The 13701-nt window shown below is 39.9% G+C and carries 7 protein-coding genes, 8 tRNA genes, 3 rRNA genes and 1 other annotated feature (1 of these 19 only partly in view); of the genes, 17 read left to right on the top strand and 1 reads right to left on the bottom strand.

The window, feature by feature from the left end; genetic code table 11:
- The first annotated feature begins 3 nt into the window (after positions 1–3).
- The 16 genes from AC3B7A_RS02250 to AC3B7A_RS02175 all read left to right on the top strand — a co-directional run bounded on the left by AC3B7A_RS02250 (position 4) and on the right by AC3B7A_RS02175 (position 11622).
- On the top strand, positions 4–465 hold the full coding sequence (locus AC3B7A_RS02250; RefSeq protein ID WP_489756117.1) for a Fur family transcriptional regulator: 462 nt from the start codon (positions 4–6) through the stop codon (positions 463–465).
- A 258-nt stretch (positions 466–723) separates the two neighbouring features.
- Positions 724–2290, top strand: a 16S ribosomal RNA gene (locus AC3B7A_RS02245).
- A 93-nt stretch (positions 2291–2383) separates the two neighbouring features.
- Positions 2384–2457: transfer RNA gene (locus AC3B7A_RS02240), tRNA-Ile, on the top strand.
- A 12-nt stretch (positions 2458–2469) separates the two neighbouring features.
- Positions 2470–2542, top strand: a tRNA-Ala gene (locus AC3B7A_RS02235).
- Positions 2543–2652: 110 nt separating this feature from the next.
- Positions 2653–5570: ribosomal RNA gene (locus AC3B7A_RS02230) — 23S ribosomal RNA — on the top strand.
- 73 nt (positions 5571–5643) lie between these two features.
- A 5S ribosomal RNA gene (gene rrf / locus AC3B7A_RS02225) occupies positions 5644–5760 on the top strand.
- Together the 16S, 23S and 5S rRNA genes with 8 tRNA genes alongside form the textbook arrangement of a ribosomal RNA operon.
- Before the next feature lie 9 nt (positions 5761–5769).
- Positions 5770–5842, top strand: a tRNA-Asn gene (locus AC3B7A_RS02220).
- A 9-nt stretch (positions 5843–5851) separates the two neighbouring features.
- A tRNA-Ser gene (locus AC3B7A_RS02215) sits at positions 5852–5942 on the top strand.
- A gap of 13 nt (positions 5943–5955) precedes the next feature.
- Positions 5956–6027, top strand: a tRNA-Glu gene (locus AC3B7A_RS02210).
- 5 nt (positions 6028–6032) lie between these two features.
- Positions 6033–6105, top strand: a tRNA-Val gene (locus AC3B7A_RS02205).
- A 22-nt stretch (positions 6106–6127) separates the two neighbouring features.
- Positions 6128–6199: transfer RNA gene (locus AC3B7A_RS02200), tRNA-Glu, on the top strand.
- A gap of 5 nt (positions 6200–6204) precedes the next feature.
- Positions 6205–6277, top strand: a tRNA-Val gene (locus tag AC3B7A_RS02195).
- Positions 6278–6429: 152 nt separating this feature from the next.
- Complete coding sequence (locus AC3B7A_RS02190; RefSeq protein WP_489756116.1) at positions 6430–6696, top strand: hypothetical protein; 267 nt, start codon at positions 6430–6432, stop codon at positions 6694–6696.
- Between the two features lie 917 nt (positions 6697–7613).
- A complete protein-coding gene (locus AC3B7A_RS02185; RefSeq protein WP_489756115.1) occupies positions 7614–8789 on the top strand; it encodes a class I SAM-dependent methyltransferase in 1176 nt (391 codons plus the stop codon).
- A 107-nt stretch (positions 8790–8896) separates the two neighbouring features.
- The gene (gene metK, locus AC3B7A_RS02180; protein WP_489756114.1) at positions 8897–10096 is read left to right on the top strand and encodes a methionine adenosyltransferase; all 1200 of its coding nucleotides are present in this window, start codon (positions 8897–8899) and stop codon (positions 10094–10096) included.
- An 8-nt stretch (positions 10097–10104) separates the two neighbouring features.
- Complete coding sequence (locus AC3B7A_RS02175; protein WP_489756113.1) at positions 10105–11622, top strand: MDR family MFS transporter; 1518 nt, start codon at positions 10105–10107, stop codon at positions 11620–11622.
- Here AC3B7A_RS02175 and AC3B7A_RS02170 read toward each other — a convergent pair.
- Positions 11543–12046 (bottom strand): phosphatase PAP2 family protein, encoded by a 504-nt coding sequence (locus AC3B7A_RS02170; protein ID WP_489756112.1) that lies wholly within the window; start codon positions 12044–12046, stop codon positions 11543–11545. The two genes, AC3B7A_RS02175 and AC3B7A_RS02170, sit on opposite strands and share 80 nt — an antisense overlap.
- A 388-nt stretch (positions 12047–12434) precedes the next feature.
- On the opposite strand from AC3B7A_RS02170, the gene AC3B7A_RS02165 reads away from it, so the two are divergent.
- Positions 12435–13538: a glucosaminidase domain-containing protein gene (locus AC3B7A_RS02165; RefSeq protein ID WP_489756111.1), complete on the top strand. Its 1104-nt coding sequence runs from the start codon at positions 12435–12437 to the stop codon at positions 13536–13538.
- A 40-nt stretch (positions 13539–13578) separates the two neighbouring features.
- Positions 13579–13701: a binding site (T-box leader), on the top strand (it continues 95 nt past the right edge of the window).

Below are 13701 nucleotides of genomic sequence, written 5' to 3'. Positions count from 1 at the left end.
ACCTTGACTAAAAATCAAATAGAAACCGAATTTCAAGAACAAGTAGAACATTTAAAAAGTAAAAAAGTGCGCATGACCGAACAGCGATTAACTATTTTAAAGTATATGATGGAGCATCATAACCATCCAACAGCTGAAGACGTCTTTAATGATTTGAAGAATCAAATGTCTAATATTAGTATTGCTACGGTTTATAATAATCTTAATTTTTTATCTACAATTACGCCCATAAATGAATTGACCTACGATGATAGGTCAATTCATTTTGACTATTATCGTCAAGAACATTTTCATGCAATTTGTGAAAATTGCGGACAGGTTTATGATGTCAATTATGTAGATTATGAGGCTTTTAAGCAGGAATTAACTAAACTTTCACAGTTCCAAATTAAGCAGATTGAATTAAATATTCAAGGAATTTGCAAAAAATGCGAAAAAGGGGTTGCAAAAAGGACGAAAAGTTGATAATATATTTTCTGTTGTCAATGAGTCATGCAGGTCGCTGCTAAACAAATAAAAAAAACAGTTGACAAGCTCATGATAAAATGATAAACTAAACAAGCCGCTTAATCAAGTGGCAAATGATAAAAAGTAGATCTTTGAAAACTGAACAAAGTTTCTTTTAACACCAAGTGCTGGGTTCTGAAAAAGAACCTGTCAATTGAACAAAAATAAAGAAGACAAAGAACGTTAGAGTTCTAGGTCTGAGTCAACAAACTAACAAAAAATGAGAGTTTGATCCTGGCTCAGGACGAACGCTGGCGGCGTGCCTAATACATGCAAGTCGAGCGAGCAGAAGTAACGGAATACCTTCGGGTAGGAAGATATGGACGCGAGCGGCGGATGGGTGAGTAACACGTAGGTAACCTGCCCTTTAGCGGGGGATAACAATTGGAAACAGTTGCTAATACCGCATAAAGTGCTTAATCACATGATTAAGGAATGAAAGACGGTTTCGGCTGTCACTAAAGGATGGACCTGCGGCGTATTAGCTAGTTGGTAAGGTAACGGCTTACCAAGGCAATGATACGTAGCCGACCTGAGAGGGTAATCGGCCACATTGGGACTGAGACACGGCCCAAACTCCTACGGGAGGCAGCAGTAGGGAATCTTCCACAATGGACGAAAGTCTGATGGAGCAACGCCGCGTGGATGAAGAAGGTTTTCGGATCGTAAAATCCTGTTGTTGAAGAAGAACGTATTTGAGAGTAACTGCTCAGATAGTGACGGTATTCAACCAGAAAGTCACGGCTAACTACGTGCCAGCAGCCGCGGTAATACGTAGGTGGCAAGCGTTGTCCGGATTTATTGGGCGTAAAGGGAGCGCAGGCGGTTTGAAAAGTCTGAATGTGAAAGCCCTCAGCTTAACTGAGGAAGAGCATCGGAAACTGTCAAACTTGAGTGCAGAAGAGGAGAGTGGAACTCCATGTGTAGCGGTGAAATGCGTAGATATATGGAAGAACACCAGTGGCGAAGGCGGCTCTCTGGTCTGTAACTGACGCTGAGGCTCGAAAGCATGGGTAGCGAACAGGATTAGATACCCTGGTAGTCCATGCCGTAAACGATGAGTGCTAAGTGTTGGGAGGTTTCCGCCTCTCAGTGCTGCAGCTAACGCATTAAGCACTCCGCCTGGGGAGTACGACCGCAAGGTTGAAACTCAAAGGAATTGACGGGGGCCCGCACAAGCGGTGGAGCATGTGGTTTAATTCGAAGCAACGCGAAGAACCTTACCAGGTCTTGACATCTCCTGCAAGTTGTAGAGATACAAGGTTCCCTTCGGGGACAGGAAGACAGGTGGTGCATGGTTGTCGTCAGCTCGTGTCGTGAGATGTTGGGTTAAGTCCCGCAACGAGCGCAACCCTTGTTACTAGTTGCCAGCATTAAGTTGGGCACTCTAGTGAGACTGCCGGTGACAAACCGGAGGAAGGTGGGGACGACGTCAAATCATCATGCCCCTTATGACCTGGGCTACACACGTGCTACAATGGATGGTACAACGAGAAGCGAACTCGCGAGGGCAAGCGGAACTCTAAAAACCATTCTCAGTTCGGATTGCAGGCTGCAACTCGCCTGTATGAAGTTGGAATCGCTAGTAATCGTGGATCAGCATGCCACGGTGAATACGTTCTCGGGCCTTGTACACACCGCCCGTCACACCATGAGAGTTTGTAATACCCAAAGCCGGTGGGGTAACCTTTCGGGGAGCTAGCCGTCTAAGGTAGGACAAATGATTAGGGTGAAGTCGTAACAAGGTAGCCGTAGGAGAACCTGCGGCTGGATCACCTCCTTTCTAAGGAAAAGATACGGAAAGCATTTGGCTAGAAACTTTGTTTAGTTTTGAGAGGTTTACTCTCAAGGGTTGAAGACAAGCGCAGTAAAAATCGGGCCTATAGCTCAGCTGGTTAGAGCGCACGCCTGATAAGCGTGAGGTCGATGGTTCAAGTCCATTTAGGCCCATTATAGTAGTACGGGGGTTTAGCTCAGCTGGGAGAGCACCTGCTTTGCAAGCAGGAGGTCATCGGTTCGATCCCGTTAACCTCCATTGACGAGGTGAAACTTGTCAAGGAAGATAATTAGTACTTTGAAAACTGAATATTATGATAAGAAAGACACCGAGAATCGAGAGATTCGAGAAGTAAGAAGTAATAAATAGGTTAAGATAAAAAGGGCGCACGGTGGATGCCTAGGTACTAGGAGCCGAAGAAGGACGTAACGAACAGCGAAATGCTCCGGGGAGTTGTAAGTAAGCGAAGATCCGGAGATGTCCGAATGGGGGAACCCGGCTAAGGTAAAGCTTAGTCACACTTTGTTGAAAGATAAAGTGAGGAAGACGTGGTGAACTGAAACATCTAAGTAGCCATAGGAAGAGAAAGAAAAATCGATTTCCCAAGTAGCGGCGAGCGAAACGGAAAGAGCCCAAACCAAAGAGCTTGCTCTTTGGGGTTGTAGGACTGGGACGTGAGACAGTCGAAGATAGCTGAATCAGCTGGGAAGCTGAGCTAGAGAGAGTGAAAGCCTCGTAAGCGAAATCGAAGACGCTCTACCAGGATCCTGAGTACGGCGGGACACGAGAAATCCCGTCGGAAGCAGGGAGGACCATCTCCCAAGGCTAAATACTCCCTAGTGACCGATAGAGAACAAGTACCGTGAGGGAAAGGTGAAAAGCACCCCGGGAGGGGAGTGAAATAGATCCTGAAACCGTGTGCCTACAAGTAGTCAGAGCTCGTTAAAGAGTGATGGCGTGCCTTTTGTAGAATGAACCGGCGAGTTACGATTGCGTGCGAGGTTAAGTTGAGAAGACGGAGCCGAAGCGAAAGCGAGTCTGAATAGGGCGAAAGGAAGTACGTAGTTGTAGACCCGAAACCAAGTGACCTACCCATGTCCAGGTTGAAGGTGCGGTAAAACGCACTGGAGGACCGAACCCACGTAAGTTGAAAATTGCGGGGATGAGGTGTGGGTAGCGGTGAAATTCCAAACGAACTTGGAGATAGCTGGTTCTCTCCGAAATAGCTTTAGGGCTAGCCTCGGAGAAGAGGATCTTGGAGGTAGAGCACTGTTTGGACTAGGGGCCCAACATGGGTTACTGAATTCAGATAAACTCCGAATGCCAAAGATCTTTCTCCGGGAGTCAGACGGTGAGTGATAAGATCCATCGTCGAAAGGGGAACAGCCCAGATCACCAGTTAAGGTCCCAAAATCCATACTAAGTGGAAAAGGAAGTGGAACTGCATAGACAACTAGGATGTTGGCTTAGAAGCAGCAACCCATTTAAAGAGTGCGTAATAGCTCACTAGTCGAGTGGTTCTGCGCCGAAAATGTACCGGGGCTAAGTATGGTACCGAAACTGTGGATGTGCATTGAAAGATATGTACGTGGTAGGAGAGCGTTGTAAGCACGAAGAAGCCAGATCGTAAGGACTGGTGGAGAGCTTAGAAGTGAGAATGCCGGTATGAGTAGCGCGAGACCAGTGAGAATCTGGTCCACCGGAAGACTAAGGTTTCCTGGGGAAGGCTCGTCCGCCCAGGGTTAGTCGGGACCTAAGATGAGGCCGAGAGGCGTAATCGATGGAAAACAGGTTGAGATTCCTGTACTGTTCAGTGTTGTTTGAACGATGGAGGGACGCAGGAGATGAATTGTGAGCATGCAGCTGGAAAAGCATGTCTAAGCATCGAGTCTGGATATGAGTCAAATGCTTGTAACCGAGAAGGATGAGATGTGATAGGGAGCGAAAATAAAGTAGCGAAGCACAATAGTCACACTGCCGAGAAAAGCTTCTAGTTAGATACTGAGTACCCGTACCGCAAACCGACACAGGTAGTCAAGGAGAGAATCCTCAGGTGAGCGAGAGAACTATCGTTAAGGAACTCGGCAAAATAGCCCCGTAACTTTGGAAGAAGGGGTGCTGGTGTAAGAGCCAGCCGCAGTGAAAAGGCCCAAACAACTGTTTATCAAAAACACAGGTCTCTGCAAAATCGTAAGATGACGTATAGGGGCTGACGCCTGCCCGGTGCTGGAAGGTTAAGAGGATGAGTTAGACGTAAGTCGAAGCCCAGAATTGAAGCCCCAGTAAACGGCGGCCGTAACTATAACGGTCCTAAGGTAGCGAAATTCCTTGTCGGGTAAGTTCCGACCCGCACGAAAGGCGTAATGATTTGGGCACTGTCTCAACGATAGACTCGGTGAAATTATAATACCCGTGAAGATGCAGGTTACCCGCGACAGGACGGAAAGACCCCATGGAGCTTTACTGTAGCTTGATATTGAGTTTTTGTGTAACATGTACAGGATAGGTAGGAGCCGTAGAGATCGGTACGCTAGTATCGAAGGAGGCGCTGGTGGGATACTACCCTTGTTATATGAAAGCTCTAACCCGCGCCGTTGAATCACGGCGGGAGACAGTGTCAGGTAGGCAGTTTGACTGGGGCGGTCGCCTCCTAAACAGTAACGGAGGCGCCCAAAGGTTCCCTCAGAATGGTTGGAAATCATTCGTAGAGTGTAAAGGTAGAAGGGAGCTTGACTGCGAGACAGACAAGTCGAGCAGGGACGAAAGTCGGGCTTAATGATCCGGTGGCACCGAATGGAAGGGCCATCGCTCAACGGACAAAAGCTACCCTGGGGATAACAGGCTTATCTCCCCCAAGAGTTCACATCGACGGGGAGGTTTGGCACCTCGATGTCGGCTCATCGCATCCTGGGGCTGTAGTCGGTCCCAAGGGTTGGGCTGTTCGCCCATTAAAGCGGTACGCGAGCTGGGTTCAGAACGTCGTGAGACAGTTCGGTCCCTATCCGTCGCGGGCGTAGGAAATTTGAGAGGATCTGTCCTTAGTACGAGAGGACCGGGATGGACATACCACTGGTGAACCAGTTGTCTTGCCAAAGGCATAGCTGGGTAGCTAAGTATGGAAGGGATAAACGCTGAAAGCATCTAAGTGTGAAACCCACCTCAAGATGAGATTTCCCATTCAGGAATGAAGTAAGACCCCTCAAAGAAGATGAGGTAGATAGGTTGCGAGTGGAAGTGTAGTGATATATGGAGCTGAGCAATACTAATCGGTCGAGGGCTTAACCGAGGTAGTCGAGTAGGATCATAATATTCAGTTTTGAGAGGACTAAGGTTCTTTCAGAAGGTAAGAAGAGAGCAAGTGTGGTGGCGATAGCGAGGAGGAAACACCTGTCGACATGCCGAACACAGAAGTTAAGCTTCTCAGCGCCGAAAGTAGTTGGTGGGAAACTACCTGCGAGGATAGGTCGTTGCCATGCTGGTCTTATTCCGGTTTAGCTCAGTTGGTAGAGCATCTGACTGTTAATCAGGGTGTCGTCAGTTCGAGTCTGACAACCGGAGTTTTTATTTGGAGAGTTGTCCGAGTGGCTGAAGGAGCATGATTGGAAATCATGTATACGGGCTTTTACCTGTATCAAGGGTTCAAATCCCTTACTCTCCGTTAGCTTTTAGCTGACCCGTTGGTCAAGTGGTTAAGACACCGCCCTTTCACGGCGGTAACATGGGTTCAAATCCCGTACGGGTCATTTTTGGAAGATTAGCTCAGTTGGGAGAGCGTCTGCCTTACAAGCAGAGGGTCACAGGTTCGAGCCCTGTATCTTCCATTTTTATTGTTTATTATATTTTGACCCGTTGGTCAAGTGGTTAAGACACCGCCCTTTCACGGCGGTAACATGGGTTCAAATCCCGTACGGGTCATTTTTGGAAGATTAGCTCAGTTGGGAGAGCGTCTGCCTTACAAGCAGAGGGTCACAGGTTCGAGCCCTGTATCTTCCATTTTTTATTTTGGTTCTATAATATTGAGTGTTGATGAGTGATTTCATCGGCACTTTTTTATGTATACCAATTTATTTTGGAATACAAAAAAGAACATTGCCTCCCTATGTTACAATTTAGTCGTCTAAACCTATTGAAAGAAGGAAAAAACAATGCCCTTAGATAATTATTCTACCAGTTTAATTCTTGGAATTAAAGATCAAAACATTAATTTTGAATCTGTTAAGCGTCAATTTATTAATGGTAAGAGTGCTTTGGTGTTTCATGCTACTTTATCTTATCCTCTAAAACGTTGTCCTAATTGTGGTTTCACTGGAAACATAGTTAAGTATGGAACTATAAAAGTTCGTATTTTGTTACCGGACAATCACTGTCAATTAACTATCAAAACTTTTGTGAATATAACCTATAACTATTGATAATTTCAAGAAGGTTCAACTGCTTCATTAATACTGAATTTTCTTATGATTAATAATGATACCTGAACTTTTCATTTACGGTTATAGATCTGCTTGAGAAATAAACAAAAGTATCGGTTATTAGAAAAAACATTTGACCGATACTTTTCATAGTTATTAAATAAAATAGTTCAGTAAACTAAATATTACTCTAATAGTATTTAATACCGTTCCTTCTAACTTTAAATTAGTTGTAAATTTGATTATTAGAATGATTATAAAGCAACCTGAGTAACTTAAAATAGCAGTAGGACTTAGATAGTTCATAATGTATAATCCTAAAAGAACTAGGCCGATACTGAAGCCACAAATAAATATTTGTGTTAAGTTTTTGTTAAAATAAGTCAAACTACTGAAGAGCTGAATTAAAATAACACTTATAATAATTTGTGCAGATAAAAAATGAATTAAAGGAAAAATTAATAAAATGGTGCTGAAAATGGGAAGAAAAAAATTCCACAGTAAAGGTAGATGGAGATTTTTGGGAGCTAATAAGCAAACTAGTAGTTCACATAAACTTAATAGTAATAAATAGTGGGGATAAGTTTGAACTTGAATTAAATAAATAATTACTAGAGCTAAAATAAAATAAATTAAGTTGAAGTATTTATTTGCTTTAAGTGGTTTAAATATATTACAGTAGATGGCAATAATACTTACTAAAATGATGGAAATTAATCCGTTGTGATCATAAGTTGCTGGATATTTAGTCGTCAAAATTAATGGATAAATCACTAAACTAATAATATTAGTAATGGTATTAATTATTTTCATGGTTAGACTCCTTGATTATTAACTGATTTAATTTTACTAAATTTGAAGATTCTTGGCTAATGGTGTAATGTAGGAACATTGGATTTAGAAATTGAGGTAAAGATATGTTAGAAAAAACTTTTTACAAAGAGTTATTGAAGAATTCATTTAATATTCCCTTAAAGGTTACCTATTGGGATGACAAAACAGAGATTTACGGTGAAGGTGAACCACAAGTCCATATTACTTTTCATGAAGCAATCCCAATTAAAGAGATTGCCGCTAATGCTTCGATTGCACTAGGTGAAGCCTATATGAATAAAAAAATCGAAATTGACGGTAGTATTGAAGATTTAATTGTGGCTGCTTACCAAAGTAAAGATAGTTTTTTATACAATAAAAAGTTAAAGAAATTTATGCCAGAAAGAAAGCATTCTGAAAGTAAAAATCAAGAATATGTTCATGATCATTATGATATTGGTAATGACTTCTATAAATTATGGTTAGATGATACCTTAACTTATTCATGCGCTTATTTTGAGCACGAAGATGATGATTTAAAAACAGCCCAGTTGAATAAAGTTAATCATATTTTGAAGAAATTAAATCCGCAACCCGGTAAAACTTTGTTGGACATTGGTTGTGGTTGGGGCACTTTAATGTTAACGGCTGCGCAAAAATATAATTTAAAAGTGACCGGAATTACTTTAAGTGAAGAACAGTATAAGTATGTCACAGCTAAAATCGCGGATTTAGGCTTACAAGATCAAGCAGAAGTTTTATTAACCGATTATCGTGAATTAAAAGGTCGGCAATGGGATTATATTGTTTCTGTAGGTATGTTTGAACATGTTGGTGAAGATAATTTACCAGGATATTTCCAAGATGTTAGTGACTTTTTAGTGACCGGTGGTTCAGCATTAATTCATGGAATTACTATGCAAAGAGAACATGGTGCTTCCAATGGTTGGATTGATAAGTGGATTTTCCCAGGTGGTTATATTCCTGGTTTAACAGAAAATATTAAAAATATTGCTCAGTCTGGTCTACAAATTAGTGATGTTGAAATGTTACGGCGTCATTATCAAAAAACATTGGAAATTTGGGATCATAATTTTCAACAAAAGTTACCACAGGTTATTGAGATGATGGATGAGCGTTTTAGTCGCATGTGGGATTTATATTTGCAAGCTTGTGCTGCTTCTTTTGCCTCAGGTAACATTGATGTAATTCAATATTTGCTGACTAAAGGTCCTTCTGGTACCAACTTACCAATGACTCGTGATTATATTTATCAATAATTCAGTATAAATCTTAAAAGATTTGTGATAACATATTTTAGTTAACTAAATTCCCGATGGGGCTATTTAGCTTACCTGTAACCTAATTAAGGGGGAAATGGAATATTATGGAAAAAGAACGTCATTTTTTTACTTCAGAATCTGTCTCAGAAGGGCATCCTGATAAAATAGCGGATCAAATTAGTGATGCAATTTTAGATGCAATTTTAGCCAAAGATCCACAGGCACGTGTGGCTTGTGAAACTACAGTGACAACTGGTTTGGTTTTAGTGGCTGGCGAAATTTCAACGACTGCTTATGTTGATATGCAGGCAATTGTACGCAAAACTATTCGGGATATTGGCTATACCAATTCAGCTTATGGTTTTGATGCTGATACTTGTGCAGTAATTATTGCGGTGGATCAACAATCACCTGATATTGCTCAAGGTGTTGACGATGCCTTGGAAAAGCGTGATTCTCAAACTGATGACGATCCTTTGGATCAAATTGGAGCGGGTGATCAAGGCTTAATGTTTGGTTATGCAACTAACGAAACTCCAGAATACATGCCGTTACCAATTATTTTGGCACATAAATTGGTGTATAAATTAACACAAGTGCGTAAACAAAAAGAATTGACTTATTTGCGTCCGGATTCTAAGGCACAAGTAACTGTTGAATATGATGATAATTGGCATGCTTTAAGAGTTGATACGGTTGTTTTAAGCACGCAACATGATCCAGATGTTACTTTAGATAAGTTACGTCAAGATATGATTGAAAAAGTTATTAAGCAGGTAATTCCAGCAAATTTATTGGATGATCAAACTAAATTCTTTATCAATCCAACTGGGCGATTCGTTTTGGGTGGTCCAAGTAGTGATACTGGTTTAACTGGTCGGAAAATTATCGTTGACACTTATGGTGGTTTTGCTCATCATGGTGGTGGTGCTTTCTCTGGTAAAGATGCAACTAAGGTTGATCGCTCGGCTAGTTATGCAGCCCGGTATGTGGCTAAAAATTTGGTAGCGGCTGGCGTTGCTCAACAAATTGAAATTCAGTTGGCCTATGCAATTGGTGTTGCTCGTCCAGTATCTATCAACGTTAACACTTTTAATACGAGTGATTACAGTGACGCCCAGATTGTCCAAGCCATTCGACAAGTTTTTGATTTACGCCCAGCGGGTATTATTCAAATGTTAGACTTAAAGCGGCCGATTTATAAGCAAACCGCTGCTTATGGGCATTTTGGACGAACAGATGTAAAATTACCGTGGGAACAATTGAATAAAGTTGAAGCAATTAAACAAATTATACAAAAGTAGGAGATTATGTGAGTTTAGTAAATAAGCGAACGAATGTTAAGTGGGTAACAATTGCTGTTTTTATTGCAACTTTTATGACGGCCGTTGAGGGAACGATTGTTTCCACAGCAATGCCAACAATTATTGGTGATCTACACGGCTTAAAATTGATGAATTGGGTTTTTTCAATATATTTATTGATGAGTGCAGTAACGACACCGATTTATGGCAAATTATCTGATCGCTATGGTCGGAAAATTTTATTGAATATTGGCTTGATAATTTTTGTGGTCGGTTCTTTTTTGTGCTGTATTTCGCAATCAATGATGCAATTGATTTTGGCAAGAATTATCCAAGGATTGGGAGCTGGAGCAATTCAGCCCTTGACTTATACAGTTTTGGCAGATATTTATCCCCTAGAAAAACGAGCTAATATGATTGGATTAAATGGCTCAGCATGGGGAATTGCCTCAATTGTGGCACCATTATTGGGTGGTTTTATCGTTGAAAAACTATCATGGCATTGGATTTTTGCAATTAATATTCCCATTGGTTTAATTACAATTTTATTAATACAGTTATTTTTGCAGGAACCGAAGCGACGTTTTGCCCAAAAGTTGTCCATTGATTATTTAGGGATTAGTTTATTAACATTTGTTTTAGTTTGTTTGATGTTGGGCTTACAAAACCTGAATAATTTACAAGCTTGGTGGTTGAGTGTCGGTTTATTGCTGTGTTCATTGTTGGGCTTGATATGGTTTATTCGAGTGGAACGTAAACAAGCTGATCCTATTTTACCTTTGCAGTTATTTAAAAACCGAACTTTTGTAATTCAAAACCTATCGATTTTGTTAATTTCTGGTTTTTTGATTGGTTTTGAGGCCTATTTACCAATCTGGATGCAAAGTGTTTTGGGATTGAATCCTTCAATGGGAGGATTTGCGTTAACTCCAAGTTCAGTTATTTGGTTACTAGGCTCTTTTGTGTCTGGTAAAATGATTGCCAAGTATCCGCCGCATAAAATTACGTTGTTTGCTCTGAGCTTCTTAATTGTCGGTTGTTGTATTTATTTACTATTACCTCTAAAAACCGCTTTTGGCATCTTTTTATTGATTTCTGGTATCTTTGGCTTTGGCTTTGGTTTGTCGGTTACCACTTCCACTGTGACTTCACAGAGTGTTGTTGATAGTGATGAAGTAGGGACGGCAACTAGTTTTAATACTTTAGCTAGAAGCTTAGGCCAAACTTTAATGGTTTCGTTGTTTGGAATTGTTATGAATTTAAAAATGGCTCAAGGAGTTGCTGAGCATCCAGGACTGACTTTTAAGATGTTAGATCAAATGATTAATCCTTCAATGGCGCATACTTTACCTACCAAGTATTTATTGCCAGCACGGCAGGTAGTTTATGAGGGTCTGCATTGGATTTATGTGGTAAGCATTGTGATCTTACTTTTAAATTTAGTGATTAATTTGTGTGATCGAAGTAACCTGTTATTGAGTGATTTTCAAAAAAAAGATAATAGTTCAGTAAAGTCAGCGAAGTAGCCAAGAAAAAACCGGCTATGACGTCGGAAAAATAGTGAACATGTAAAATTGGTCGACTAATAATAATTAAGAAAGCAATTATCGTTAAATAAAAAGGTAATTGCTTTTTTTTCGTAGTTTGATAATAGATAAGGCTGATAGTTAATATAAAAGCAGTCGTTGCCATCGCATGTCCACTGGGAAAACTAAAACCAGTGGCCGTTACTAAATGATGGATACTGGGACGAGGACGTTGAAAAATATTTTTTAAGATATTATTTAAAATTAAATTGAGACAAAGATTACTACCAAAGAATATTTTTTGGCGGTTAGTTTTAATAAACCAGATAACTAATAATGATAAAATAAAGATCGTTTTGGGAGCACCTAAAATTGTAACGGTGGCGAAAAAAGTTTTTGCATTATGGCTTAAAGGTTTGACCATTGAGAAAAAGCTTTGATCAAACATTTTCAATAAAGAACTGTTAGTTATAAGAAGAATGGCGATTGTTAAAAAGCAAAACAGCAAGCAACTGCTTAGACAGAGGGACTTTTTGATTGATTTCATTAAAAATCTCCTAAGAATTGTTTAAATTTTCTTTAAGATGGTGGATATTTGGTACTATTAATTCATTTTATGGATATAATAATCTCTGTATCGGATAGTTTATCGGGAAAGTAATAATTAATAGAAGAACGTATCGGTTGTTTAAGATAAAATTCAGTTTCTCTGAAATTAATTTCAGAGTAGAGCTTGATTGCAATTTTACGGTTTCTTATTCAACTAGTGATTTGAAATTTATTTAAGTTTTAACTGAATGGGGTAGTAATTCATGAAGAATTATTTAAAAACGGCATTACAAATAGTTGTTATCAGTAGCGTAGGATGTTTGACACTTGCAGGCGGATTAAAGATAACTATTCATGCGGATAGTATTAATCCAGTAACTATTAATGTCAATGATGCTGATAGTTTGGAAAATGTGGTGACGTCTAATGGTTACGGTGATACAACTTTTTTAAATTATTTGGGACTATCAGCTCAAAAATTGGCCAATAATAATGATTTATACGCTTCAGTGATGTTAGCGCAGGCATTATTGGAAAGCGGTTGGGGAACCAGTTCTTTGGCCCAAGCACCTAATTATAATTTGTTTGGTGTCAAAGGAAGTTATCACGGCTTAGCTGTTAATCTGGCAACGCAAGAAGATGATGGTAGTGGTAGTCTTTATGGGATTCAAGCTAATTTTAGAAAATATCCCTCCTATCGAGAATCTTTAGAAGATTACGTGCGTTTACTCCGAGATAACGGCATGTACGCTGGAACTTGGCGCAGTAATACAAATTCTTATCGAGATGTTACTAAATTTTTAACAGGTCGTTATGCTACGGACACTTCATATGCAGATAAGTTAAATAGTTTGATTGAAAAATACGATTTAACGCGTTTTGATCAACCAATTACCGCAAATGTGAACGCTAATGATATTGTGGTTAACAATGTTAGTTTAATGACGAATAATGTTAATCATCAAATGAATAATAATTCTACAAAAAATACTTATCAAAATCAACAGGCTCCGGTTATAGTTCGGAATAAATTTTATAATCCAGCTGCGGATGAACCAATTCAAGAACCAGTGACACCAGAATTACCGGTAATTGTTAATAATTCATTGAATCAATTGATTAATTCAAATAAGGAAATGTTACAAGCTCCCAGTGTTGCTCCAACTATAAAGGTTAAAGTGCCCACAAAAGCAGCTAGTGATTTTGTTAAAACATCAAAAAATACTGATGAACAAGTTAGTCCGGCGGCAGTAATTCGTGAAAAACCTATTACCGTATCGCCAGCAAAAGATGTAGGACAGGCTGATTCTAGTACAACTAGTAAGACGCCAGCAGATACAGTTAAGCAGAATAAACCTACAGAATAGACTTGCATTTTATTTGATTTTTATTTATAATCGGTGTCAGATTAACTTTTATCAAGGAAATAGTAGTTTTTAAGTCAGTTATTTAGAGAGTGGAAGATTGGTGCAATTCCATAACGACTTTTTAATGAACTCGTCTTTGAATTTTGAAAACTGAAATTAGTAA

Source organism: Bombilactobacillus sp. ESL1202 (assembly GCF_058107125.1).
The sequence above is the reverse complement of the archived record's forward strand: the minus strand, read 5'-3'. Positions and strand labels throughout refer to the sequence as shown.

Excerpts from the sequence above, each read along its gene's own strand:
- AC3B7A_RS02170 (WP_489756112.1), bottom strand. The coding sequence starts at position 12,046 with ATGGTCAAACCTTTAAGCCATAATGCAAAAACTTTTTTCGCCACCGTT.
- metK (WP_489756114.1), top strand. The coding sequence starts at position 8,897 with ATGGAAAAAGAACGTCATTTTTTTACTTCAGAATCTGTCTCAGAAGGG.
- AC3B7A_RS02165 (WP_489756111.1), top strand. The coding sequence starts at position 12,435 with ATGAAGAATTATTTAAAAACGGCATTACAAATAGTTGTTATCAGTAGC.
- AC3B7A_RS02185 (WP_489756115.1), top strand. The coding sequence starts at position 7,614 with ATGTTAGAAAAAACTTTTTACAAAGAGTTATTGAAGAATTCATTTAAT.
- AC3B7A_RS02190 (WP_489756116.1), top strand. The coding sequence starts at position 6,430 with ATGCCCTTAGATAATTATTCTACCAGTTTAATTCTTGGAATTAAAGAT.